This window comes from Streptomyces cyaneochromogenes (assembly GCF_003963535.1).
Lineage (GTDB): Bacteria > Actinomycetota > Actinomycetes > Streptomycetales > Streptomycetaceae > Streptomyces > Streptomyces shaanxiensis.
The window spans coordinates 723,815-748,565 of the sequence record NZ_CP034539.1 but is presented as its reverse complement, the minus strand read 5'-3'; the positions used below and the strand labels follow the sequence as shown (position 1 = coordinate 748,565).

The following is a 24,751-nucleotide window of genomic DNA, read 5'->3' as shown; positions in this document are numbered from 1 at the left end:
CGCGCCCGGTGGCGGTGCCGGACGCGAACAATGGGGCACGCGCTCCTCACCACGAAACCGGCGTAGGACGAGACGAAAGGACGGGCAGTGATCCGGGTGCTTCTGGTGCACGACGCGTGTCTGGTCAGATCGGTCCTGGCGGAGTGGCTCCGCCGGGAACCGGACCTCGGGGTGTTCGACGCCTCATGGCACAGCGCGCCCGGCAGTCTGCGATCCGTGCGGCCGGACGTCTGCGCGGCCGACCTCGACTGCTCCGACGCCTACGGCATCCCGCCGCTGGGCGAGCTCTGCGCGCGCGAGGCGGGCCGGACACCGCCACGGCTGCTCGTGCTCGCCGGCGCCAACAGGCCCGGCCTGCTGAAACGGGCCGCCGAGGCCGGGGCGCTCGGCTACGTGGACAAGGAGAGCTCGCCCGAGAAACTCGTGCGCGGCATCCGGCGCGTCGCCCAGGGGGAACGTTTCATCGACGACTCGCTGGGCTTCGGCTTCCTCAAGGCCGCCGAGATGCCGCTGACCCGGCGGGAGCTGAGCGTGTTATCCCTCGCCGCCGAGGGGGCCTCGGTGGCGGAGATCGCGGGGAGCCTGCACCTGTCCCACGGGACCGTGCGCAACTACATGGCCGCCATCACCCGCAAGACCGGTGCCCGCAACCGCATCGACGCGATCCGGATCTCGCAGGGCGAGGGCTGGCTGTGACGGCACGGGCGTCCAGCCGCCCACCAGATCGCGGTACGACGGCGATCGGCGCAGGAGTTCCTCGTGGGTGCCGTACTCCGTGTGCCGGCCGTCCATGACCAGCACCCGGTCGGCGCGGCGGGCCGAGCTGATGCGGTGCGCGACGACCACCAGGGTGCCGCCCGGCCGAGCCGCGAAGGCCCGCTCCGCGCGTTCCTCGGCCCGCGCGTCCAGGTGGCAGGTCGCCTCGTCGAGCAGGGCGACCGGGGCCGGCGACAGGTACGCCCGGGTCAGGGCGACGAGTTGCCGCTCGCCCGCCGAGAGCGCCGCCGGATCGACCGTCGCGGCGGGCCCGCCGAGCGCTTCCAGCAACGGCAGAAGCCCCACGGACTGCGCCGCGGCGAGCAGCTCCGCCTCGGGCACGGGGGCCGCGCGCAGCATCCCGAGGTTCTCGGCCAGCGTGCCGGTGAACACGTACGCCTCCTGCGGGATCAGCACCCGCAACGCGGCGGCCTCGGGCCCGGGCACCGGGTGCCCGCAGAGCCGGACGGTGCCCCGGCCCGCTTCCAGCAATCCGGCGACCAGCGCGGTGAGCGTGGACTTCCCGATGCCGCTCGGGCCGACGACGGCCAGGTGGGCGCCGGGCCGCAGGGTGAGGTCCAGGTCGTCGATGACGGGGGTCGCGGAGGGGCCGTAGGCGAAGGTGACGGAGGTGAGGGAGAGGGCGGGTGGGCCGTCGGCGGGGCGTGCGCTGGGCGGCGACTCCAGGTCGGCCCCGGTCCCGGTCCCGGGATCTGCCTCGGCCACGACGTCGGCCCCGCCGGGCGCCTCCCGCGTCAGCCGCCGCAGCACCACCACCAGCCGCGACCCGCTCGTGCCCAGCCCGTGGACCAGGTTGTGCAGGGCGGGGAGCAGGGACTGGGTGACGTAGGCGAGGGCGCCGACGAGTGCGCCGGGGGTGACGCCTGTGTCGAGGAGCCAGGGCGTGCAGGCGAGGAGCAGCACGATCGGGAGGTGGCCACCGAGGGCGAGCGAGGCCACGCGCAGGACGCCCCAGCGGGCGAGGGAGCGGGCGGCCCGCAGCTCGGCGTCGACACGGGACCGGGCGGCGGCCGCGACCCGTTCCTCCGCACCGGCCGCGGTGATGTCCCGCAGCCCGGGGCAGACCGAGCCGAGGCCGTCGGCCAGCGCCTCGTCGGCGGCGAGGAACCCCTCCTGGCGGCGGGCCAGTGGTCGCAGCGTCGCCGCGAACAGGCCCAGACCCGCGGCGAGCGCAGGCCCGACGACCAGCAGGAGCAGCGGGTCGAGCGACACCAGGCCCACGACCGCGCCGACAGAGGTGAACACGAACGAACGGGACACCATCACCAGCCCGGCGAAGGTGTCCCGCGCGATCTCGACCTGCTGGGTCAGCCCGGACAGCGCCCCCGCGTCCGCCTCCCGCACCCCGCGCGACACGACCCGCTCGACCAGCCGGTCCCGAAGCGGCTCGGTCAGCGCCGCGACCGCGCCGTACACCCGCACGGTGCCGTACGCCCCGACGAGCACGGCCAGCCCGGCCACCCCGAGCCAGGACAGCCCGGCCCCGGGTCGTCCGGCCAGGAACCCCTCGTCCAGCGCGCGGGCGAGCGCGAACCCGGTGAGAAAGGTCTGCCCGGTCTCCAGAACCGACCAGGCACCCAGCCCCACCAGGACCCGCCACCGGTCCGTCAGGAAGCGGAGTCCGCGCCGCTGGATGCCCTCGGTCATGGCCGTTGCCCGTCTGCCAAGCCCGCCGGGTTGGGCGGGATCCGACACTGCTCCTCGTGCCGTACGGGGACTCGCCGCTGCTGCGTGAGGGGTCGGAGTCCGCTCCGGCGGACGCCCTCGGTCATGGCCGCTTCTCGGACGTGATGTCCGCGCGGGATTGCGTGAAACTCCCACCGCTCCTCATGCCGCACCAGGACCCGCCACTGCTCCGGCAGGAGTCGGTGCCCGCGCCCCTGGACGCCCTCGCTCACGGCCGCTCCCCGTCCGCGAACACCGCCCGGTACTCCGGGATCTCCCACAGCTCCTCATGCCGCCCCACCGCCCGCACCCGCCCTCCCTCCAGCCACGCCACCGCGTCCGCGCGGGCCGCCGTCGCGGCGCGGTGGGCCATCAGGAGGCGGGTGCCGTTGTTCTCGCCGCCGTCGACGAGGGCGGCCGAGATGCGGGTCTCGGTCACCGTGTCGAGGCTGGAGAGGGCGTCGTCGAGGATCAGGAGGCGGCCGCCGTGGGCGAAGGCGCGGGCCAGGCCGAGGCGTTGGGACTCGCCGCCGGAGCGGGGGGCGTCGGCGACGGCGGTGGCGTATCCCTGGGGCAGGCGGCGTATGAAGTCGTCCGCGTGGGCCGTGCGGGCCGCTTCCCGCACGCGGGCGGGGGAGGGGGAGGACAGCGCCATGCCGATCTCCTGCTCCACCGTGCCACCCAGCAGAGCCGGGCGTTCGAAGGCGTGGCCGACGGCGCGGCGCAGCGCGTCGTGGGTGAGGTCGCGCAACGGCACGCCGTCGAGCAGTACCTCTCCCGCGTCCGGCTCGGTCAGCCGTCCGGCGATCGCGGCCAGGAGCGATTTGCCGGCGCCCGAACGGCCCACGACGGCCATGGTCGTCCCGCCGGGCACCACTAGGTCGACGCCGTCGAGCACGGCACGCCCACCGCGCCGGGCGGTCACCCCGCGCAGTTCCAGTCGGCCCGGACCGGGGGGAAGCCCGCGCTCGCCGTAGCGGGGGGCGGGCTCCGCCAGGACCTCGTGGAGGCGTTCCGTCGCCGCACGGGCCCGGGCGAGCCCGGCGAGCTGTCCGACCAGCACGCCGACGCCGGTCGTGAGGACCGCGTACCGGGACGCCGCCAGTACCTCGCCCACCGTCAGCCGGTGCCGGGCCAGCAGGACCCCGGCCACGGCGACGACGCCGAGCTGGAGCAGCGGGGCCACGGCCACGGACCGGCCCGCGGCCCGCCCCTGCACGTGCCACATGCGGTGCCCGGCCTCGGACAGTTCGGGCAACGGCCGCAGGATCCGTGCCGTCTCCCGGCCGGCCGTCCCCGCCGCCTCGATGGTGCGGTGTCCGCGGACGGCCTCGGAGAGCGACTGGGCGATCCGCCCCTGCGCCTTCTGGTAGCTCACCACGCACTGCCTGGTGTCGCGGGCGAAGGCCCTCAGCAGCAGCGCCAGCACCGGTGCTCCGGCCAGCAGTACGGCCGCGAGCCACGGGTCGATCAGAGCGAGGGCCACGATGGCGCCGACCGGTCCGGCGAGCGCGGCGAGCAGGGCCGCGCGGGCGGTCGGTGCGGTGCCCGCCTGGGCGGCGTTGCCGACGAGTCGGGCGACGAGGTCTCCGGGGCCGAAGCGTTCGGATGCGCGCGGGCCGACGGCCAGGACATGACCGGTCAGACGGCGGCGCAGCCAGGCGGTGGTGCCGGCGTCCACCGTGCCGCGCAGTACGGTCTCGCACGCGTCGAGCAGGGTGAGCAGCAGGACGATCGCGGCGCAGTACAGGACCCAGCGAGTCGCCGGAGCCTGCGAGAGCAGCAGATCGAGGGTCCGGCCGAGCGCGGCGGGCAGCAGCAGGCCGGCGCCGGTCGCGGACGTGCTCACCAGGCACAGGGCCAGCGTGCGGACGGGCGCCGGGCCGAGCGGTCCGGGGAGCGTCCTGATGGCTTCGGTCATACGGTTGCGGCCCTCCGGGACGGTGCAGGACCCCGGGCGGCCCCTCCCTCGCGGGAGCGGACCGCCCGCAGCCTTGGACGCACGGAGCTCGTCAGAGACAGAGCGTCAGGCTCGCCGCGCTGACGCACGACAGCAGGCTCAGGGTGCTGGGGCCGCCGCCTTCGGTGCGCTCTTCGGACTCCATCGCCTGCAGGTCGAGCAGTGCCATCTCGATTTCCTTCCTTCGGTGTCGTCCACCCGTGGGGACGGGGTTGGGTCACGGCTCCGTCAGATCGCGGAACCGCGCTGTGGGGGCCGCCCGAGCGGCGGCAGGAACGGCAGGTGGGCGGTGTCCGGATCGCCGGGGGCCGTGTGGGCCGCGCCGAGCGCGAGCAGGCACCCTGCCGTTCCGGTGCCCAGGTCCATCGACAGCCGCATCATCTGGTGGCCGGGGAAGGCCAGTTGGCCCTGGTAGTCCATCGCGAACCAGCCGAGCCCGGCGATCTGCTCGGCGAGCCGTTCGCGGGTCGCTCCGGGCGCGGTGGTGCGGGCGAGGTGCAGGATCATCCCGGCGCGGCCCTGGAAGAGGCCGGGCTGGACGTAGAAGAGGCTGGTGGCGGCGGTCAGGATCCCGGCGCGGGCCCGGTCCATCTCACCGTCGGGGCCGCCGCCTTGAGCGAGGTAGTCGTCCAGGACCATCCCGATGCCCGCGCTCCCGTCGCCGAGGTACGGCAGCGTCCGCCAGCCCTCGTCGACCTCCAGCGAGCCGCCCGGGTGCGTCACACAGCACTCCAGGTCGCGCCGCAGCGCCACCCCGGCCGCCGCCAACAGCCCCGGCTCACCGGTCCGTTCGTACTGCCGCAGCAGGAACAGCGCGGGGCCGCTCGCGCCCCGCAGCAGCCCGGCCCGGCGCCGCCGCGGCGTGTCCGGGAGAGGCTGCGTGAGTCGTCGTACGAGGATGTCGGCGGCCTCGGCGGCACGGTCCCGCAGCTCCGTCTCGCCGGTCGTGTGGGCCAACTCGCCGAGGACCAGGCCGAGTCCGGCCAGTCCGCCGTGCAGGTCGGCGGAGAGGTTCTGCCACCGCTCCTGGAGGATCCTCTCGACCAGGTCCAGGGCGCGCCGGCGGTGACCGAGCCGGTCCAGGACGTGGGCGACGCCCGCGAGACCGTCGTACAGCCCCAGCGGCGTGCCCGTCGGCGGCGGTGCGGTGCGGGCCAGGAGCCAGCGCTCGCCCTCCTCGTAGCGCTCGGCACCGACCGCGTCCAGCGCGTACAGCACCCCGGCCGCACCGTGCGCCAGGCCGAGTCCGCCGCCGTCGGAGAACTGCGTGATGTCGCCGGGGAAGAGCCGGTCGTCGCGCTCCGGGGTCGCCGAGGCGAGGAGCGCCTTGACCATGGAGTCGCGGCTGTAGGGCCAGTCGCCGGGCGACACGAAGGACGGTGCCGGCGCGGGGGCGCCCCGCGTGATCTCCGCGACCGCCTCGTCCAGGAACTCCCGGGGCACGTCCGGGAATTCGCGTGCGATCACGTCGGCGAGGTGGGCCGCCTTGCCCCGGTCGACCACGAACAGCGTGGTCACCGGCAGGAACAGGGCGAGCCGCAGACACGCCAGTGCGTAGCGGTCCACGTCGGCGCCGGTGCGGTCCGGCGGGGCGAAGAAGCCGGGATGGGCGACCACCTGCCGGCCCTGCGCGGAGATCGGCGCCGCCGCCTCGAAGTCGAGCAGGGACACCGACTCCTCGTCGGGTCCGACCATGATGTTGAAGACGTGCAGGTCGTTGAAGGCGATCCCGCGCGCGTGCACCTCCTGCACCGCCCGCTCGACGGCCCCGTGGATGCGCACCGCCCACGCCGTGTACTCGGCCACCGCCTTCGGATCGGGATCCGGGGTGAGCAGCGGATGCCGCTCGGCGAAGAACGAGTTCAGCGGGCGGCCCTCCAGGAAGTCCATGACGAGGAACCGGTGGTCGCCGAGCATGAACCAGTCCCGCACCTCGGGCACCACCCCCGTCCCCGCCAGCTGCTCCAGGGCGTCCTTCTCCCGCTCCAGGCGCGTGATGGCGTCCGCCCCGTCGGCGGCCAGCCCCGCGTGCGGCCGGCCCTCCTTCAGCACGACCCGGCGCCCGTCGCGGGTGTCGGTGCCCGCGTACACCCCGCCGCCGTTGGAGAAGTGCAGCGCCTTCTCGATGCGGTACGGCAGCCCGCCGACCGTCGTGGTGTTGCGTGCCGCCAGATGCGGCTCCAGGAAGCCCGGCAGCGTCACCCACTCCGGCACCTGGAAGGACGGCGCCCGCCGGTCCGGCACCCGCTTGCCCTCGCCGTCCAGCACCGCCGGCACCAGCGAGCCGCGCTCGTCGACGACGAAGGTGCGTGCGAAAGCGCCGTAGCGGACATAGAGCGGGCCGTCGTGCCAGCGCAGATCGCTGAGGATGTACGGCCCCTCGAAGCCCTCCAGGAGCTTGCCGAGCTCGCGCAGTACGACGTGCAGCTGCTCCTCGTCGGCCGGGTAGACCGTGACGAACTTGCCGCTGGAGTCACGGGCGGCGTACTTGGTGTTGCGCAGGTGCAGCAGGTTCGGGCCCGGCACGAACTTGAACGGGATGCGGCGGGGCACGCAGTAGTCCCACACGAGTGCGGCGATCCGCTCCGCGTTCGCCCGGGTGGCCGAGGCATGGACCTTCCAGCCCTGGGCCGGGCCGGGCACAGGCGCCCCGTCCGGGCCGAGCGGCGTGAGCGCGAGCCAGTCGCCGATCCGCGCCGACTCCCAGCCCTCGGGCACCGCACGCCGCGCCGTCTCGTACAGCTGCTCGGCGTCCCGTGTCCCCGCGGACACGCGTTCCGGCGTCTCGTAGAAGTGCCGGTCGGCGAGCGCGTACACCTCGTACCGCTTGTCCATGCCTCCCCCTCCTTGGCCCCACGCCGAGACTTCCAGCGGGCCGGCGGGCACGGACAGTCATGGCTGTCACGAGATCACCGTGCGGAACGCACGCGTCAAGAACTGTTCGGAGGGTTTCGAGCGCTTCCCACGTCAACGCTCCATCGAACGGTCACAAGGGCTGCGCACGTGGCCCACAAGCGCTGTAATGGCGGACGTGGTCACTGAGGGCGCTGCGGGACGCAGGACGAGGCGTCCGCGTGCCGAAGGCGCCCTGAAGGCGCTTTCTGCCGAGCCCGACTCGCCCGAACGGCTGCGCCGGGTCCTGGAGCAGACGCTCGTCTACGGCGGAGCCACCTTCGCCGCCGTGTACACGCCCAGCGAGGACGGCGAGCTGCTGTGCCTGATCGAGTCCGTCGGCGTGCCCCGCACCCTGTACGGCCTGCGCGACAGCTACGCCCTCGCCGGACGCTCCCCGGTCGCCGATGTCCACCGCACCGGCCGCTCCCGGTGGCTCTCCCCGGCCGAGCTCGCCGAGTCGCGCAGGGCTCCCGCACGGGACTTCTTCCTGGCCGCCCTGCCCGCGCGCGGCGACGGCGGCGGCTGTCTGCTGGCCGTGAGCGAGAACCCCGGCGGCTTCGGCACCGACGACCGGGAATGCCTGGAACTGGTCGCCGAGGCCGTCGCCTTCCCCGTGCTGCCCGCGGCCGCGGAGGGCGGCGAACTCCCGGCCGACGCCTTCAGCCTCGCCATGGACACCGGCCGCGTCGACGTCGGCGCCGACATCCTCGCGCTGTTCGGCCTCGGCCCGGCCGAGTTCGACGGCAAGGTCGAGACCCTGCTGGGCCTGACCGTCCCGGAGGACCTGCCGTCGCTGATGTCCGTCGTCGAGGCCGACCACATGTCCATCGGCGAGCGTGAGCTGGAGTTCCGGATCCTGCAGCCGACCGGTCCGCCCAGGTGGCTGCGGCTGCGCGGCCGCCTCCTGCCCGGCGGCGAGGGCGTCCCCGCCCGCCTCGTCGGCACCGTCGCCGACGCCTCCACCCTGCGCGCCGAGGTCACCGACGTGGCCCGCGTCCAGCGCCTCGCCGCCGCCCTCGCCACCGCCGTCACCGTCCGCGACGTCGGCCACGCCGTGGTCACCGCCCTGCGCAAGCCGCTGCGCGCCGACCGCATCGCGCTCGCCGAGCTGGAGAACGACCGGCTCGTCGTCACCGTCCTCGACCCGCCCGAACCCGAGTCCTGGCCTCAGCTGTGGCGCCTGGAGTGGCGTACCGAATGGCCCGACGCCCCCGTGCGCGCCATGCCCACCCTCGCCGCCGCCCTGCGCGAGGGCCGCGCCCGGATCTGGCCGGCCGGCACCCCGCTGGAGCCCGCTCTCGCCGACGTCGGCCCCGGCGGCCTCGCCGTCCTGCCGCTGCCCGCCGGGGGCCGCATGGCGGGCGCGTGCCTGATCGGCTGGGACACCCCGCACGAGTTCGGCCCCGACGAACGCGCCCTGCTCACCGCCTCCGCGGGCCTCGCCGGCCAGGCCCTGCTGCGCGCGCACGCCTTCGACGCCGAGCACGAACTCGTCGGCATGCTCCAGCGCCAGCTCCTGCCGCGCAGGCTGCCCCGGCTGCCGGGCGCGGAGGCGGTCGCCCGCTATCTGCCGACCACGGCGGGCCTGGAGGTCGGCGGCGACTGGTACGACGTGATCCCGCTGCCCGACAACCACGTGGCCCTCGTCATCGGCGACGTCCAGGGCCACAGCGCGGCCGCCGCCACCCTCATGGGCCAGATGCGCACCGCGCTGCGCGCCTACGCCGCCGAGGGGCACCCGCCGGACGTGGTCGTCCACCACGCCAACCGTCTCCTCATGGACATGGAGACCGACCTCTTCGCCACCTGCGCCTACGTGGACGTCGACCTGGAGGAGGGCTCCGCCTGGTGCGTGCGCGCCGGACACCTCCCGCCGGTGCTGCGCCACCCGGACGGCACCACGGAGATCGCCGAGTCGGAGGGCGGCCCGCCGCTCGGTGTGCTGAAGCAGGCCGAGTTCCCGATGAGCCCGCTGCGGCTGCGGCCCGGCACCGTCATCGCCCTCACCACCGACGGCCTCGTGGAGTCGGCCGACGCCGACATCGACGACGGCATGGACCGGCTCGCCCACGAACTGGCCCTCTCCGACGCCGCCCACCTCGGCCTCGTCGCCGACGCCCTGCTGGTGGGCGCACGCCGCAGCGACGACATCGCGCTGCTCCTCATGCGCTACGACGGCATGGCCGTACGCCCGCTGCGCGAGACCTGGACGGTCTGGCGCGTCCCGGAGGCCGTCGGCCACGCCCGCCGCTTCACCCGGCGCACCCTGCGCATCTGGGGCGTGCCGCCGCGGGACCTGGACGCCGTACTGCTCGTCGTCTCCGAACTCGTCACCAACGCCCTCGTGCACACCGACGGCCGCGTCCGCCTCGACCTCACCCTCGTCAACGACCGGCTGCGCGTCGCCGTCACCGACGCCTCACCCAGAACCCCGGTCAAGCCCACCAGCATCAGCTGGGAGGCCACCGGCGGCCGCGGCATCCTCCTGGTCGAGGCCGTTTCGGCCACCTGGGGGACAGTGCCGGTCAGTGGCGGAAAACAGGTGTGGTGCGAACTCGCGTTGGGCGGCTGAGGCTGGATTCCGGTGAACGCCCAGGGGTACTGGCATGACGAACAAGCCAATCCCGACCCCGTCAAATCGGCCGGATCCGGGCTAAGGTGAACCGATGAAGGCTCTTGTGCTGTCCGGCGGCGCCGGTACACGCCTGCGGCCGATCACGCACACTTCGGCCAAACAGCTCGTGCCGGTGGCCAACAAGGCCGTGCTCTTCTACGGGCTGGAATCCATCGCCGACGCCGGCATCACCGACGTCGGCGTGATCGTCGGCGACACGGCCGCGGAGATCCAGGACGCCGTCGGCGACGGCACCAGATTCGGTCTGGACATCACCTACATCCCGCAGGAACGCCCGCTGGGGCTGGCCCACGCCGTCCTCATCGCCCGGGACTACCTCGGCGACGACGACTTCGTTATGTACCTCGGTGACAACTTCATCGTCGGCGGAATCACCGACCTCGTCGACGAGTTCCGCGACAACCGCCCCGACGCCCAGATCCTGCTCACCCGCGTCGAGGACCCGCGCTCCTTCGGCGTCGCCGAACTCGACGACCTCGGCCAGGTCATCGGCCTGGAGGAGAAACCGGCGCACCCCAAGAGCGACCTCGCCCTGGTCGGCGTCTACCTGTTCACGCCGGTGATCCACGACGCGGTCCGCGCCATCGAGCCCTCCTGGCGCGGCGAGTTGGAGATCACCCACGCCCTGCAGCACCTCATCGACTCCCGGGCCGACGTGCGCTGCACGGTCATCAAGGGCTACTGGAAGGACACCGGGAACGTCGCCGACATGCTGGAGGTCAACCGGACCGTCCTGGAGGGCCTCGCGCGACGCATCGACGGTGACGTCGACGACGCCTCGCAGACCGTCGGACGGGTCGTCGTCGAGGAGGGCGCGCGCATCGTCAACTCGCGCATCGTCGGCCCCGCCGTCGTCGGCGCGGGCACCGTCGTCGAGGACTCCTACGTCGGCCCGTTCACCTCCATCGCGGAGAACTGCCGCATCACCGACAGCGAGTTGGAGTTCTCCATCGTGCTGCACGACGCCTCCATCGACGGGGTGGGCCGGATCGAGTCCTCGCTCATCGGGCGGCACGTCCAGGTCACGCCCGCACCCAGCGTCCCCAGCGCCCACCGCCTCGTCCTCGGAGACCACAGCAAAGTGCAGATCCACACATGAACCTTCTCGTCACCGGCGCAGCCGGCTTCATAGGCTCGACGTACGTCCGCACTCTGCTCGCCCGCGACGCCCCCGCCGCCCCACGGATCACCGTGCTGGACAAACTCACCTACGCCGGCACCCTGGACAACCTCGAACTCGGCCATCCCCGGCTGGAGTTCGTGCGCGGCGACATCCGGGACGCCGAACTCGTAGACAAGCTGATGGCCGAGGCCGACCAGGTCGTGCACTTCGCCGCCGAGTCCCATGTGGACCGCTCGATAACCGGCGCCGGCGACTTCGTCCTCACCAACGTCGTCGGTACCCAGACCCTGCTGGACGCCGCCCTGCGCTACGGCGTCGCGCCCTTCGTGCACATATCGACGGACGAGGTCTACGGCTCCGTCGAGACGGGTTCCGCCACCGAGGAGGACCCCCTGCGGCCCAGCTCGCCGTACTCCGCCTCCAAGGCCTCCTCCGACCTGCTCGCCCTCGCCTACCACCGCACCCACGGCCTCGACGTCCGGGTGACCCGCTGCTCCAACAACTACGGGCCGCACCAGTTCCCCGAGAAGGTCGTCCCGCTGTTCATCACCAACCTCCTCGACGGCGAACGGGTCCCCCTCTACGGCGAGGGCCTCAACGTCCGCGACTGGCTGCATGTCGACGACCACTGCCACGGCGTCGAACTCGTCCGCACCCAAGGCAGCCCCGGCGAGATCTACAACATCGGCGGCGGCACGGAACTGACCAACAGGGACCTCACCGCCCAGCTGCTGGAAGCCTGCGGCGCGGACTGGGACCGGGTGGAGCACGTCGAGGACCGCAAGGGCCACGACCTGCGCTACTCCGTCGACTGGACCAAGGCCCGCACCGAACTCGGCTACCGGCCCCGCCACGACTTCGCGTCCGGCCTCGCCGCCACCGTCGCCTGGTACCGCGACCACCGCGCCTGGTGGGAACCCCTCAAACGGCGCGCGGGCGAGGAGCACGGATGAGGTGGCTGGTCACCGGCGCGGGCGGCATGCTCGGCCGCGACACGGTCGAGGAACTCCTCACCCGCGGCGAGCAGGTGACCGGCCTGCGCCACGCGGACCTCGACATCACCGGCCCCGAGGCCGTCGACCACGCCCTCGCCGCGCACGCCCCCGACGTGGTCGTCAACTGTGCCGCGTACACGGCCGTGGACGACGCCGAGAAGGACGAGGAACGGGCCCTGCGGGTCAACGGCGACGGGCCGCGCCTGCTCGCGAGGGCCTGCGCCGCTCGCGGAGCCCGCCTGATCCACGTCTCCACCGACTACGTCTTCGCCGGCGATGCCCGAACCCCGTACGCCGAGGACGATCCCCCCGCCCCGCGCACCGCCTACGGCCGCACCAAACTGGCCGGTGAGCGGGGTGTGCTGGACGAACTCCCGGCTGCTGGCGCGGTGGTGCGCACCGCCTGGCTCTACGGCGTCCACGGCCGCAGTTTCGTCCGTACCATGATCGAGGCCGAGGCCCGCCTCGACACCGTGGACGTCGTGCACGACCAGCGCGGTCAGCCCACCTGGACCGCCGACGTCGCCGCGCTCGTCGCCGACCTCGGCCCGCGCGTCGGCCGTGACGCGACCGGCGTCCTGCACGCCACCAACTCCGGCGAGGCCACCTGGTACGACCTGGCCCGTGAGGTGTTCCGGCTGCTCGGCGCCGACCCCGACCGAGTGCGCCGCGTCCCGAGCGAGGCCTTTCCCCGGCCCGCGCCCCGCCCCGCGTACAGCGTCCTCGCGCACGGCCGTCGGCAGCGGCTCGGCCTCGCCCCACCGCGCGACTGGCGCGCCGCCCTGCACGAAGCACTTCCCCGGATCCGCAAGGAGACCCTTCGTGAAACGCCATGAGTTCCTGAGGGAACTGCACAAGGTCAGCGGCAACCGCAACTACCTGGAGATCGGCGTCAACGACGGCCGCAGCCTCCGGCTCTCCCGCGTCCCCACCGTCGCCGTCGACCCTGCCTTCAAGGTCGTCACGGAGATCCGCTGCGACGTGCATCTGGTCAAGGCCACCAGCGATGACTTCTTCGCCCGCGACAATCCGTTCATCCACCTCAGGGGCGGCCGCCATCCGCTCCGCAATCTGCGGCGCGGGCGCCGTCCGCTCGGGTACTGGCGGCGTACCGTCCTCGACCTGTCGTTCATCGACGGCATGCATCTGTTCGAGTACGCGCTGCGGGACTTCATGAACATCGAGCGGTACTCGGACTGGACGAGTGTGATCGTCTTCGACGACATGTTGCCCCGCAATGTCGACGAGGCGGCGCGGGACCGGCACACCGGGGCGTGGACCGGTGACGTCTACAAGATCGCCGAGATCCTGGGCCGTTACCGGCCCGATCTGGTGACGGTGCTGGTGGACACCCGGCCGACCGGGCAGCTGGTCGTCTTCGGCGCGGATCGCCGGAACACGGTGTTGCGGGACCGGTACGAGGAGATCGTATCCGAGTACGAGGTGCCCGACCCGCAGAAGGTGCCCGAGACGATTCTGGACCGGGCGGGGGCGGTGGCGCCTGCGGCTCTGCTCGGCGGGAGCTTCTGGCGGCCGTTGGCTCGGGCTCGCACCCTGGGCGTCGGGCGCTCGCGAGGGTGGGAGCCGTTGCGCGCGGCGGTTTCGCGGGTTGCCGCCGGCGGGTGAACGGTGCGCTCTGTCAGTGCCGAGATGTGGCCTGTCGCGGCCTGTCGCGTCTGCGGCGCCGTCGTGGCTGGTCGCGCCCGCGCGGCGGAGCCGCATATCGATACAGCCCCGCGCCCCTGAAGACGTTGCGGTCAGCCGCGGCCGAGACGCCCCGTGCGTAGCTGGTCGTAGCGGGCGGTGCAGGCATCGTAGGACGGTAGGAGGCCCGTCCGCTCGGCCACGGCCAGTGACGGCGCCTGCGCGTCCTTGGGGGACAGCACCGGTGGAATGTTCTCCGGCCACGCGATGCCGAGCTCCGGATCCAGCGGGTGCACCCCGTGCTCGTGCTCCGGGGCGTAGCCCGTCGAGCACAGGTAGGCCACCGTGGCGTGGTCGGTGAGGGCCATGAAGGCATGGCCGAGGCCCTCCGCGAGGAACACGGCGTGGTGGCTGTCGTCGTCGAGGCGCAGGGCCTCCCAGCGGCCGAAGGTGGGGGAGCCGACGCGGATGTCGACGACCACGTCGAGGACGGCGCCGCGCAGACAGGTCACGTACTTGGCCTGGCCGGGCGGCACGTCGGAGAAGTGCACGCCCCGTAGGACGCCCCAGCGGGAGACCGAGCAGTTGGCCTGGGCCAGGGACAGGTCGTAGCCGGTGGCCTCGCGGAACTCCTCGCCGCGGTACCACTCGTGGAAGCTGCCCCGGTCGTCGGGGAAGACCTTGGGCTCCAGCGCCCAGGCGCCGTCGATGCCGAGGGATCGCATGCCGTCACCTCCTGCGGGCGTGGGCCCGGACCCGCAGCCGGGCCGCCGTACGGCCCAGGGCGGTGCCGAGCGTGCGCCGCGCCCTGCGGACCAGTCTCCGTAGCGTGCCGGAGCGGGGAGTGCGCGCCACGCGTACTCCGCCGGCACCGGTGCGCAGCGCGAACGGCAGAGTCAGGAAGCGCGGGCCGGGCGTGCCGAGGGCCGCGCGCCAGGTCCCTCGCCGCAGGTCACCGAGCGGCAGCACGGCCTTCAACAGCGCCCGGGAGCCGTGCGGGACGAGCGTGGCGGGCACCTCACGGGAGGAGCCGGACGAGGTGAGCCTGAGCGACACCTTCGTGCCGTCGTCGGGGACGTGCAGCGGGAGCGGTGCGCGCAGTCGCCCGCCCACGGCCGTGACGTCGTGCGGCGCGAGGGCGCCCAGGCCGACGCGGTGGGTCGCGCGGTCCACGTCCAGGGCGAGGTTCTCGTGCGGCGTGGTCCAGTACGGCAGGACCACGTGGCCGCCGACCACACCGGCGGGCGGGGCGGGACGGTCCTCGCGTGGGGCGGGGCCGAGGCGGCACTCCTTGGTCCAGCCGCCCAGCCTGACGCGGGCGAAGGCGTCCCACAGGCCGTCGCGGGTGAGGGTGGCGGGGTCGACGGCGGCGGTCGCGCGCAGCACCAGCCGGACCCGGCCGTCGTCCCCGGCGGGCACCTCCTCCCGGGTGAACTCCACCGGCTGGAAGTACTGGGCCGCACTGGCCCGCTCGCGCAGCAGCAGATCCGCGGTGGACGTGCCGAACCGGGCCACGGTGTCGGCGCCCACCCACGCGATGGCCGCCGCCAAGTCCTCGGGCGGTCCGTCGAGCGGCGTGCGGGCCGGGTCGGCGGCGAAGGTCATCGGCTCACCGGCGACCGTGTACTCGGCGGTGAAACCGACCCGCAGGGTGCCGTTCTCCCACACCACACGCTCGGGGACGGCCCTGAGCGCGATGCCGGTCTCCCACTCGGCGAAGGCCTCGACGTCGTCGTACCGGTCCGCCGCGATCAGCGCGGCCACGACCTGCTGCGTCGGCTGCAGCCCGGCCGCCACGCCGGGGCCGAAGCGCTCCACGACGACCTGGTGGATCTCCTCGAACAGTTCCCGGCGCCAGTCGGCCGGCATCGCACGGAAGCGGCGCCCGCGCATCCGCTCGACCATCTCCACCCGCAGCCACCGCCGCAGCAGCCGGTCACGCAGGGGGCCCGGCTCGGTGTACCGCTCGACGACGTCGAGGGCCTCGCGGAGGTTCTTGAAGTAGCCGCCGGGGTCGAAGCGCTGGAAACCGGCGTTCGAGGAGTCGTCGCGCCGCACGTGGTAGTAGCAGACGTAGTCGCCGATCACGCAGATGTTGCTCGCGCGCAGGTACGCCTCCGTGACGAAGACGTGGTCCTCCAGGCGCCGCCTGCCCTCGGGGAAGCGCAGGCCGATGTCGTCGAGGAAGGCGCGGCGGAACATCTTGTGCGGGGTGAGGCTGTCGATCAGCGGAGCGTTCTCGACGGTGGCGCGCGGGCGGTTGCGGCGGAACAGCTCCACCGGCACCCCGCGGCCCTTGCCCGCCATCTTGCCGACCACGACGTCGGCGGCGTTGGCCACGCCGTAGTCGTACATCCGCTCGAGGGCCTCGTCGCCCAGGTGGTCGTCGTTGTCGACGAACATCACGTACTCGCCCCGCGCTGCGGCGATGCCGACATTGCGGGGCTTGCCCGACCAGCCGGAGTTCTCCTGGTGGACGACGCTCACCCGGGGGTCGCGGGCGGCGAGCGCGTCGAGCCGGGCGGGTGTGTCATCGGTGGAACCGTCGTCCACGAAGATCACTTCGTAGTCGTTTGGCGGCAGCGACTGTCCGAGCAGCGAGGCGATGCAGTTCTCGATGTAGACCCCGGGGTTGTACACGGGGACGACGACGCTGACCTTGACCGGCATCCGGCTCCCAGCCCCCAGAGGTCGCTGTGCGTTTGAGTCAGATTGAGGTGCTCGTGGCCAGATCCTAACCCTGTCACCGGTTTTGTCCACCGCTCAACCACGGCGGAAACGCACTCTGCTCCTCCCCGTCGATAGCCTGACGGGGTGCGTCTGCTGCTGATGTCCGACACCCACCTGCCCAAACGCGCCAAGGTTCTGCCGGCCGCGCTGCTCGACGAACTCCCGCGCGCCGACGTCGTGTTCCACGCCGGGGACTGGGTCGACGCGGCCACGCTCGACCTGCTGGAGGGCCGCTGCGCCCGGCTCGTCGGTGTCTACGGCAACAACGACGGACCCGACCTGCGCGCCCGCCTCCCCGAAGTGGCGTACGTCGAGCTCGGCGGCCTGCGGTTCGGCATGGTCCACGAGACCGGCCCCGCCCAGGGCCGCGAGGCGCGTTGCGCCGCCCGTTTCCCCGACCTGGACGTCCTGGTCTTCGGGCACAGCCACATCCCCTGGGACACCACCGCGCCCTCAGGCCTGCGCCTGCTCAACCCGGGCTCCCCGACGGACCGCCGCCGACAGCCCCACTGCACCTACATGACCGCGATCGTGGAAGAGGGCCGGCTCATGGACGTGGAGCTGCACCGGCTGCCTCAGCGCTGACGGCCGGGCAAAAGGTCCGGGCCGCTCCGTGCGTGGGAAGCGGCCCGGCGCTGCTTATGCGCTGTCATGGACCTCCTTCCCGCTCAGAGGCTGTGGCTCGGAGGCACGGATGCCTCCGTTGTGGCGTGACTACCCCTTAGCGCCCGCCTTACACCGGCTGACGGCGGTCATTTACGTCCGCTTTGCCGCCACCTCCGTACCCGTGCCACCACCAGCACCCCCACTACCACCGCCACCACCGCCGCGACCCGTTTCGCCACCGGCACCCCGGCCGTGCGGAGCAGGTCGAGCGGCTCGTCCGCCTGCTCGTCGGCCACCGCCGCGCTCCCGGCGGGCTCGGCCAGCCGCTCCGACAAGGACGCGGCGAACTGCCCGACCAGCCGGTCGCCCACATCGGCCATCACCCCGCGCCCGAACTGGGCCGGGCGGCCGGTCACCGTCAGATCGGTGTCCACCGACACGGCCGTACCGCCGTCGCTCTCGCCGAGCGTGCCCGTCATCGTGGCCCGTGCGGTGCCCTGGCCGTGCGTCTCCCGGCCGCTCGCGATCAGCACCATGCGGTGCGCCGTCTCGTCCTGCTCCTCGAAGGCCGCGGTGCCCTTGTACGTCACGGTGATCGGCCCCACCTTGACCTTCACCGCGCCGGTCACGGTCCTGCCGTCGTACTCCTCGACGCTCGCCCCGGGCATGCAGGGCGCGACGTGCTCGATGTCGAGGAGCGCGCGCCAGGCCTCGTCGACCGGGACGGGGACGGTGAACTCGTGGTGCAGCTCCATGACTTCCTCCAATCGGCTGCTACGACGATGGGTGGATCGCGCCCGCTGTGGCCGTCAGCGGGACGCCCGTGCCGCCCCACCGCAGCGCGACGATCTCGGCGGCGACGGACACGGCGACCTCCTCGGGCGTACGGGCCCCGAGGTCGAGCCCGACCGGGGAGCGCAGCCGGGCCAACTCGCCCTCGGCGAGCCCGGCTTCGGCCAGCCGCTTCATGCGGTCGTCGTGCGTACGGCGGCTGCCCATCGCCCCGATGTAGGCCGCCGGGCGGCGCAGGGCCTCCTCCAAGAGCGGCACGTCGAACTTCGGGTCGTGGGTGAGCACGCAGATCACCGTGCGCTCGTCGGTGTCCGTGCCGCCGAGGTAGCGGTGCGGCCAGTCCACGACCACCTCCACGCCCTCCGGGAAGCGTTTCGGCGTGGCGAAGACCGGCCGTGCGTCGCACACCGTGACCCGGTAGCCGAGGAAGTCGCCGATGCGCGCGACCGCGGCCGCGTAGTCGATCGCGCCGAAGACCAGCATGCGCGGCGGCGGTGCGAAGGAGTGCAGGAAGACGGTGACGTCGTCCTCGCGGCGCTCGCCGTGCGGGCCGTAGTGCCTCAACCCCGTGGCGCCGAGGGCGAGTTCGCCGCGCGCGTCGGCGGTGACCGCCACGTCCAGGCCGGACGTGCCGAGCGTGCCGGTGACCCGGTCCGGCCACACCACCAGTGTCGCCCCGCGCGGCGCCGGCCCGTCGGTCACCGTCGCCACGGTCACCGGACGGCCTGCCGCGACCGACTCGGCGACCTCGCCGAACGACGGATCGCTCGCCGGCGTCACGGGCCGCACCAGCAGGGTGATCTCCCCGCCACAGGTCAGCCCGACCGCGAACGCGTCCTCGTCGCTGTACCCGAAGGTCTCCAGCCGCGCCTCGCCGCTCGCCACCACCTCCTGCGCGAGCTCGAAGACGGCCCCCTCGACACAGCCGCCGGACACACTGCCCACGACCTCGTCGTCCGGACCGACGGCCATCGCGGCACCGGGGTGACGCGGGGCGCTGCGGCTAGTGGCGACCACCGTGGCGAGCCCGAACGGCACCCGGGCCGCGTACCAGCCGCCGAGCACCGGGAGAATCTCACGCATCGTCCGCTCCTCTCACCACGGCCGCCAGCCGCTCCAGGGCGGCCAGACTGTGCCCCTCGACGAACGCGTCCACGCTGGGCAGCGCCGCCGCCATCCCGGCCGCCAGGGGCGCGTAGCCGGGGCGGGCCTTGCGCGGGTTGGCCCAGATCACCCGGTGCGCCAGTCGGTGCAGGCGCCGCATCTGGCCCGCGAGCAGCTCCGGATCGCCGCGCTCCCAGCCGTCGGACAGCACCACCACGATCGCACCACGCGCCATGCCGCGCTGTCCCCAGCGGTCCAGGAACGCCCGCAGCAGCTCGCCCAGCCGGGTACCCCCGCGCCAGTCGGGCACCGCCGCGGCGACCGCCGCCATCGCCAGGTCCGGGTCCCGGTGCGTCAGCTCCCGCGTCACCCGGGTCAGCCGGGTGCCGATCGTGAACACCTCCGTACGGCCGCCTCGCGCGGCGGCGTGCGCGAAGCGCAGCAGCGCGTCGGCGTACGGCGCCATGGAGCCGCTGACGTCCACCAGCAGCACCACCCGGCGCGGCTGCTCGGTGCGGGCATGCCGACGCAGCAGCGCGGGCTCACCGCCGTGCCGCAGCAGCTCCCGCACCGTGCGATGCGGATCGACGGCCCCGCGCCGGCCAGGGCGCCGGCGCGCGGAGCGCCGTGCCTCGCCGCGCAGCGCGAAAGCGGCCAGCAGCCGGCGCACCTGCTCGCGCTCGGCCGCGTCCAGGTCGGCGACGTCGCGGTGCCGCAGCACCTCGGCGGAGCCGGCGAGGGAGGCGGCGGGCGGGGTGGCGGGGTCGGCCGCCCCAGGAGCACGGCGCTCGGCACCCGCGTCTGCCACGACGAGGCGCAGACGTGGGGCGGGAGCCGCTGCCACCCTCCGCCCGGCCGGCTCTCCACCCCCGAAGCAGGCCGCGAACACCCGCTCGTACCGCTCCAGATCGTCCCGGTTCCCGCACAGCGTCAGCCGCCCCGCCCAGTACACGTCGGCCCGCATCCCCGGCCGCAGCACGTCCACCGCGGACAGGAACGCGTGCACCCGCTCGGCACTCGCGTCGACGCCCGCCGCACGCAGAACACGGGCGAAGCCGAGGAGCGCGGCGTCCCCGGCGAGCACGGCCGTCACGCCCCTCGCGCCGCGAGCACCGCCGCGAAGTCCAGCCCACGCGCCCGCTCCGCGTCCTCCCGGTATTTGAGGACCGACCCCAGTGTCGCCACCGCCAGCTCCGCGTCGACCTCGCTCGCGCCCAGCGCGTCCAGGGCCTCGGCCCAGTCGATCGTCTCGGCGACACCCGGCGGCTTGAGCAGGTCGTGGCCGCGCAGCCGCTGCACCAGGGCGGTCACCTGCTCGGCCAGCCGTGCCGACACCCGCGGCAACCGCCGCCGGACGATGGCCAGTTCGCGGGCGAAGTCGGGATGGTCGAACCAGTGGTACAGGCAGCGCCGCTTCAGCGCGTCGTGCACCTCGCGGGTGCGGTTGGAGGTGAGCACGACCACCGGGGGCGTCTCGGCCCGCAGCGTGCCGAGCTCGGGGATGGTGACCGAGAACTCCGACAGCAGCTCCAGCAGGAACGCCTCGAACTCGTCGTCGGCGCGGTCGATCTCGTCGACCAGGAGCACCGACGGCTGCGTCTGAAGCGCCCTGAGCAGGGGACGGGCGACCAGGAAACGCCGGTCGTACAGCTCGCCCTCCAGCTTGTCGGCGTCGGTGACACCGGCTGCCTCGGCGGCCCGCAGGTGCAGCAGCTGGCGTGGGAAGTCCCAGTCGTACAGGGCCTGCGAGGCGTCGATGCCCTCGTGGCACTGCAACCGGATCAGCGGGGCATCGAGAGCCTCGGCGAGGGCGGAGGCGAGCGCGGTCTTGCCGACGCCCGCATCGCCCTCGCAGAACAGCGGCCGGCTGAGGCGCAGGGCCAGGAAGCAGGCGATGGCCAGCCCGTCGTCGACGAGGTACCCCGTCTCCTCCAGGCGGGCCCGCACCTGCTCCGGGCCGTCCATGCCGATGATCGTCGCTCACCCCATCCCGGCGGCCGCCAGCACCGCCCGCTTGGTGAGCACCCGCGCCAGATGGGCCCGGTACTCGGGCGAGGCCGAGCTGTCCTGGGCCGGCCGGGTGCCCTGCGTCGCCTCCTGGGCGGCCTGCGCGACCGCCTCCGGATCCCCGGCGCCGGACAGCGCCTCCTCGGCGGCCGCCGCCCGCAAGGGGGTCGTGCCCATGTTGGTCAGCCCGACCCGCGCCTCGGCGATGTGCCCGTCGCCACGCCGCACCAGCGCGGCCACGCCGACGATCGGCCAGGCCTGGGCGACGCGGTGGAACTTCTCGTAGCGGAAGCCCCAGCCGTCCGCCTTCGGGATCCGGACCTCGACCAGCAGCTCGTCGGGCTCCAGCGCGGACTGGAGATAGTCGACGAAGAACTCCCGCGCCGGGATCGTGCGCCGCCCGCGCGGCCCCTGGGCCACCAGCTCAGCGTTCATCACCAGCACCACCGCGGGCAGGTCCCCGGCGGGGTCGGCGTGTGCGAGCGAGCCGCCGAAGGTGCCGCGATGCCGTACGGCCGGGTCCGCGACCGTGGAGGTGGCGGCGGCCAGGAGCCCCGCGTGCCGCCGGACCAGCGGATCCGCGATGACGTCGTGGTGCGTGGTCATCGCGCCGATGACCAGGGTGTCGCCGTCCTCCCGGACCCCGCGCAGCTCGGGGATCCGGTTGACGTCCACGACGAGCTCCGGGAAGGCCAGCCGCAGCCGCATGAGCGGCAGCAGGCTCTGCCCGCCGGCCAGCACCTTCGCGTCCTCGCCGGCGTCCGCGAGCATGCGGACGGCCTCGTCGACGCTGCTGGGACGGGCGTACTCGAACGCGGCGGGAATCATGCCGACGCCTCCTTCCCGGACTGGGCCGAGGAACCGGACGGACCGGACCGAACGGCCTGCCAGACCCGTTCCGGTGTGCAGGGCATCCGGATGTCCTGGACGCCGAAGGGCCGCAGGGCGTCCACGACCGCGTTGACCACGGCCGGCGTCGAGGCGATCGTGCCCGTCTCGCCGACGCCCTTCACGCCGAGGGGGTTCGAGGTGGCGGGTGTCTCGGTGCGGTCGGTGACGAACTCGGGCAGGTCCGGGGCGCCCGGCACCAGATAGTCGGCCAGCGTTCCGGTGACCAGGTTGCCCTCCTCGTCGTACACGGCCTCCTCGTACAGCGCCTGGGCGATGCCCTGGGCGATGCCGCCGTGCAGCTGGCCCTCGACGATCACCGGGTTGATCACCTTGCCGACGTCGTCGACGCACACGTACGACCGGATGTGCACGGCACCCGTCTCGGTGTCGACCTCGACCGCGCACAGGTGGGTGCCGTGCGGGAACGAGAACGTGTCGGGGTCGAGGACGTGCTCGGCGTTGATCGTCGGCTCCATGCCGTCGGGCAGGTCGTGCGAGGAGAAGGTCGCGAAGGCCACCTCCTGGATGGTCCTGCGCGCCTCGGGGGAGCCCTTGACGGAGAAGACGCCGTCCGCGAAGTCGAGGTCCGCCTCGTTGGCCTCCAGCAGGTGGGCCGCGACCTTGCGGGCCTTGTCCACCACTTTGCGCGCCGCCTCGTGGACGGCGACGCCACCGATGACGACCGAGCGTGAGCCGTAGGTGTCCATGCCATGGGTCGCCAGCACGGTGTCGCCGTGCATCACCTCGATGTCGTCGAACGGCACCCCGAGGACGTCGGCGGCGATCTGGCTCCAGGACGTCACATGGCCCTGCCCGTGCGGGCTGGTCCCTGTGATGATCTCGACCTTGCCGGTGGGCAGCACCCTGATGTTCGCCGCCTCCCAGCCGCCCGCCGCGTAGTTCATCTCGCCCAGCCAGCGGCTCGGCGCGAGGCCGCACATCTCCGTGTACGTGGACACGCCGATGCCGAGGCGCACGGTGTCCGCGTGGTCGACGCGGTCCGCCTGCTCGGCGCGCAGCTTGTCGTAGTCGAACAGCGCGAGCGCCCTGTCGGTGGCGGCCTCGTAGTTGCCGCTGTCGTAGGTGAGCCCCGCGATCGTGGTGTACGGGAACTCCTCGTGCCGGATCCAGTTGTGGCGCCGCAGGTCGACGGGGTCCATGCCGAGTTCGGCGGCCAGGTCGTCGATGATCCGCTCGATCGCGTACGTCGCCTCCGGGCGGCCCGCTCCCCGATAGGCGTCGATCGGGGTGCGGTTGGTGAAGACGCCCGTGCAGGAGAACTCGTAGGCCCCCATCTTGTAGATCGCCGGGTACATGGAGGCGCCGAGGATCGGGATGCCGGGGCTGAGCAGCATCAGGTACGCGCCCATGTCGGCCAGCAGTGAGACCTTCAGGCCCAGCACGGTGCCGTCGAGGCGGGCGGCGATCTCGATGTCCTGGACCTGGCTGCGGCCGTGGTGGGTGGCGACGTTGGCCTCGGAGCGGGACTCGGTCCACTTCAGCGGCCGGCCGAGGCGCTTGGCCAGCACCAGGGTGATCACTTCCTCGCCGTACACCTGGAGCTTCGAGCCGAACCCGCCGCCCACGTCGGGGGCGACGACGCGGATCTTGTTCTCCGGGATGCCGGTGGTGACCGCGAGCAGGACGCGCAGGACGTGCGGGACCTGGGTGGAGGAGTAGAGGGTGAAATCGCCGGAAGCGGCGAGCGGGGTGACCACGACGGCGCGCGGCTCCATCGCGGTGGGGATGAGGCGCTGCTGGTGGTAGCGGCGGGTCAGGACGACGTCGGCCCGGGCCTTGGCGGCCGCGTAGTCGCCGTCGGACGTGCGGTAGTCGTAGCAGCGGTTGGTGCCCTTGTCGGAGTGGACCAGTGGGCTGCCCTCGGCCAGCGCCCCCTCGATGTCCAGGGCGGCGGGCAGCGGGGTGTAGTCGACCTCGACGGCCTCCAGCGCGTCGGCGGCCGTGTACCGGTCGCGGGCCACGACGACGGCCACCGGGTCGCCGGCGTAGCGCACCTCGTCGACGGCGATCGGCGGGTGGTCCGGCACCACGGTGCCCTCGGCGACGGGCCAGGCGCACGGCAATGAGCCCATTGCCTCAGCGACGTCGCGTCCGCTGAACGCGGCGATGACTCCCGGGCGTTGGAGCGCCGCGGAGACGTCGACGCGGTCGATCCGGGCGTGGGCCATCGGACTGCGCAGGATCGCCAGGTGCAGCAGTCCGTTGACGCTGATGTTGTCGGTCCAGTTGGTCTGCCCGGTGATCAGGTGGGCATCCTCCTTGCGGTACCGGGCACGTCCGACCTCGCGTTCGACGGTCTCGCTCATGCCGTGACCTCCTCCTCGGAGGCGTCCAGGACCGCCTGAACGATGTTCTGGTAGCCGGTGCAGCGGCACAGGTTGCCTTCCAGGCCATGGCGCACCTCGTCCGGCGTGGGGTGCGGGTGCTCGCGCAGCAGATCGCGGGCCGCCATGATCATCCCCGGGGTGCAGTAGCCGCACTGGAGCGCGTGCCGCTCGTGGAACGCCCGCTGCAGGGCCGTCCACTCGCCGTCATGGGCGAGCCCCTGGACGGTGGTCACCTCGCTCCCGTCGGCCTGGACGGCGAGCACGGTGCAGCTCTTGACGGCCGTGCCGTCCAGCTCGACCGTGCAGGTCCCGCAGTTCGAGGTGTCGCAGCCGATCGGGGTGCCGGTCAGACCGAGGCGGTCGCGCAGGTAGTGGATCAGGAGGAGACGGGGCTCCACGTCGTCCTCGTAGGTCGTGCCGTCCACCTTCAGCGAGATGTGAGTCATGTGCCCTCCAAGGGCCGTTCGGGCGGAAGTGGAGAAGAAACATCGGCCGAACGTGATGTACGTCACTCTATGGCGGCGGCGGTGACGCGGCGAGTGCTGCGGCAGCGTTCGTTGAGCGTTAATCCATTGCTTG

Annotated in this window: 19 protein-coding genes and 1 pseudogene; 7 read left to right on the top strand and 13 right to left on the bottom strand. The window is 73.1% G+C overall.

Annotated elements, in window-relative coordinates; all coding sequences use genetic code 11:
* The first annotated feature begins 87 nt into the window (after nt 1–87).
* Nucleotides 88–696, top strand: coding sequence for a response regulator transcription factor (locus EJ357_RS03045; RefSeq protein WP_126388332.1), 609 nt, complete (start codon nt 88–90; stop codon nt 694–696).
* 231 nt (nt 697–927) lie between these two features.
* On the opposite strand, the pseudogene EJ357_RS49015 reads toward EJ357_RS03045, so the two are convergent.
* The 4 genes and pseudogenes from EJ357_RS49015 to lanKC form a co-directional block, all read right to left on the bottom strand.
* Nucleotides 928–2,040 (bottom strand): annotated as a pseudogene (locus EJ357_RS49015) (ATP-binding cassette domain-containing protein); the annotation flags it as partial.
* A gap of 631 nt (nt 2,041–2,671) precedes the next feature.
* Complete coding sequence (locus tag EJ357_RS03035) at nt 2,672–4,363, bottom strand: ABC transporter ATP-binding protein (RefSeq protein WP_126388330.1); 1,692 nt, start codon at nt 4,361–4,363, stop codon at nt 2,672–2,674.
* Nucleotides 4,364–4,454: 91 nt separating this feature from the next.
* Entirely contained in the window at nt 4,455–4,571 is a 117-nt protein-coding gene (locus EJ357_RS03030) for a SapB/AmfS family lanthipeptide (RefSeq protein ID WP_093909968.1), read from the bottom strand.
* A 59-nt stretch (nt 4,572–4,630) separates the two neighbouring features.
* Nucleotides 4,631–7,237 carry a class III lanthionine synthetase LanKC gene (gene lanKC, locus EJ357_RS03025; RefSeq protein WP_126388328.1) on the bottom strand — a complete coding sequence of 869 codons (2,607 nt, stop codon included), beginning with the start codon at nt 7,235–7,237 and terminating at the stop codon, nt 4,631–4,633.
* A 187-nt stretch (nt 7,238–7,424) separates the two neighbouring features.
* Here lanKC and EJ357_RS03020 point away from each other — a divergent pair, with 187 nt between their 5' ends.
* From EJ357_RS03020 to EJ357_RS03000, 5 genes are all read left to right on the top strand, one after another.
* The gene (locus tag EJ357_RS03020; protein ID WP_126388326.1) at nt 7,425–9,869 is read left to right on the top strand and encodes a SpoIIE family protein phosphatase; all 2,445 of its coding nucleotides are present in this window, start codon (nt 7,425–7,427) and stop codon (nt 9,867–9,869) included.
* A 94-nt stretch (nt 9,870–9,963) separates the two neighbouring features.
* On the top strand, nt 9,964–11,031 hold the full coding sequence (locus tag EJ357_RS03015; RefSeq protein WP_126388324.1) for a glucose-1-phosphate thymidylyltransferase: 1,068 nt from the start codon (nt 9,964–9,966) through the stop codon (nt 11,029–11,031).
* On the top strand, nt 11,028–12,008 hold the full coding sequence (rfbB, locus tag EJ357_RS03010; RefSeq protein WP_126388322.1) for a dTDP-glucose 4,6-dehydratase: 981 nt from the start codon (nt 11,028–11,030) through the stop codon (nt 12,006–12,008). The genes EJ357_RS03015 and rfbB overlap by 4 nt, the downstream gene beginning before the upstream one ends.
* Nucleotides 12,005–12,886, top strand: a complete 882-nt coding sequence (gene rfbD / locus EJ357_RS03005) for a dTDP-4-dehydrorhamnose reductase (RefSeq protein WP_126388320.1) — start codon at nt 12,005–12,007, stop codon at nt 12,884–12,886. The genes rfbB and rfbD overlap by 4 nt, the downstream gene beginning before the upstream one ends.
* The gene (locus tag EJ357_RS03000; protein ID WP_126388318.1) at nt 12,873–13,676 is read left to right on the top strand and encodes a class I SAM-dependent methyltransferase; all 804 of its coding nucleotides are present in this window, start codon (nt 12,873–12,875) and stop codon (nt 13,674–13,676) included. The genes rfbD and EJ357_RS03000 overlap by 14 nt, the downstream gene beginning before the upstream one ends.
* Nucleotides 13,677–13,807: 131 nt before the next feature.
* On the opposite strand, the gene rfbC is transcribed toward EJ357_RS03000, so the two are convergent.
* Both rfbC and EJ357_RS02990 read right to left on the bottom strand, forming a co-directional pair.
* On the bottom strand, nt 13,808–14,419 hold the full coding sequence (rfbC, locus tag EJ357_RS02995) for a dTDP-4-dehydrorhamnose 3,5-epimerase (RefSeq protein WP_126388316.1): 612 nt from the start codon (nt 14,417–14,419) through the stop codon (nt 13,808–13,810).
* A gap of 4 nt (nt 14,420–14,423) precedes the next feature.
* Complete coding sequence (locus tag EJ357_RS02990; RefSeq protein ID WP_126388314.1) at nt 14,424–16,364, bottom strand: glycosyltransferase family 2 protein; 1,941 nt, start codon at nt 16,362–16,364, stop codon at nt 14,424–14,426.
* A 144-nt stretch (nt 16,365–16,508) separates the two neighbouring features.
* Here EJ357_RS02990 and EJ357_RS02985 point away from each other — a divergent pair, with 144 nt between their 5' ends.
* Nucleotides 16,509–17,009 (top strand): metallophosphoesterase family protein, encoded by a 501-nt coding sequence (locus EJ357_RS02985; protein WP_126388312.1) that lies wholly within the window; start codon nt 16,509–16,511, stop codon nt 17,007–17,009.
* Between the two features lie 167 nt (nt 17,010–17,176).
* Here the strand turns inward: EJ357_RS02985 and EJ357_RS02980 are convergent, their stop codons facing one another.
* From EJ357_RS02980 to EJ357_RS02950, 7 genes are read right to left on the bottom strand one after another with little or no spacing between them, the layout of a single operon-like run.
* Nucleotides 17,177–17,785 (bottom strand): SRPBCC family protein, encoded by a 609-nt coding sequence (locus EJ357_RS02980; protein ID WP_126388310.1) that lies wholly within the window; start codon nt 17,783–17,785, stop codon nt 17,177–17,179.
* Between the two features lie 19 nt (nt 17,786–17,804).
* Entirely contained in the window at nt 17,805–18,905 is a 1,101-nt protein-coding gene (locus EJ357_RS02975; protein WP_126388308.1) for an XdhC family protein, read from the bottom strand.
* Nucleotides 18,898–20,019 (bottom strand): vWA domain-containing protein, encoded by a 1,122-nt coding sequence (locus tag EJ357_RS02970; RefSeq protein WP_126388306.1) that lies wholly within the window; start codon nt 20,017–20,019, stop codon nt 18,898–18,900. Before EJ357_RS02970 ends, EJ357_RS02975 begins: the two co-directional genes overlap by 8 nt.
* A complete protein-coding gene (locus tag EJ357_RS02965) occupies nt 20,016–20,891 on the bottom strand; it encodes an AAA family ATPase (RefSeq protein ID WP_175647291.1) in 876 nt (291 codons plus the stop codon). The genes EJ357_RS02970 and EJ357_RS02965 overlap by 4 nt, the downstream gene beginning before the upstream one ends.
* A gap of 15 nt (nt 20,892–20,906) precedes the next feature.
* Nucleotides 20,907–21,761, bottom strand: a complete 855-nt coding sequence (locus EJ357_RS02960; protein WP_126388304.1) for an FAD binding domain-containing protein — start codon at nt 21,759–21,761, stop codon at nt 20,907–20,909.
* Nucleotides 21,758–24,151 carry a xanthine dehydrogenase family protein molybdopterin-binding subunit gene (locus tag EJ357_RS02955; RefSeq protein WP_126388302.1) on the bottom strand — a complete coding sequence of 798 codons (2,394 nt, stop codon included), beginning with the start codon at nt 24,149–24,151 and terminating at the stop codon, nt 21,758–21,760. Before EJ357_RS02955 ends, EJ357_RS02960 begins: the two co-directional genes overlap by 4 nt.
* Nucleotides 24,148–24,618, bottom strand: coding sequence for a (2Fe-2S)-binding protein (locus tag EJ357_RS02950; RefSeq protein ID WP_126388300.1), 471 nt, complete (start codon nt 24,616–24,618; stop codon nt 24,148–24,150). The genes EJ357_RS02955 and EJ357_RS02950 overlap by 4 nt, the downstream gene beginning before the upstream one ends.
* Between the last annotated feature and the right edge of the window lie 133 nt (nt 24,619–24,751).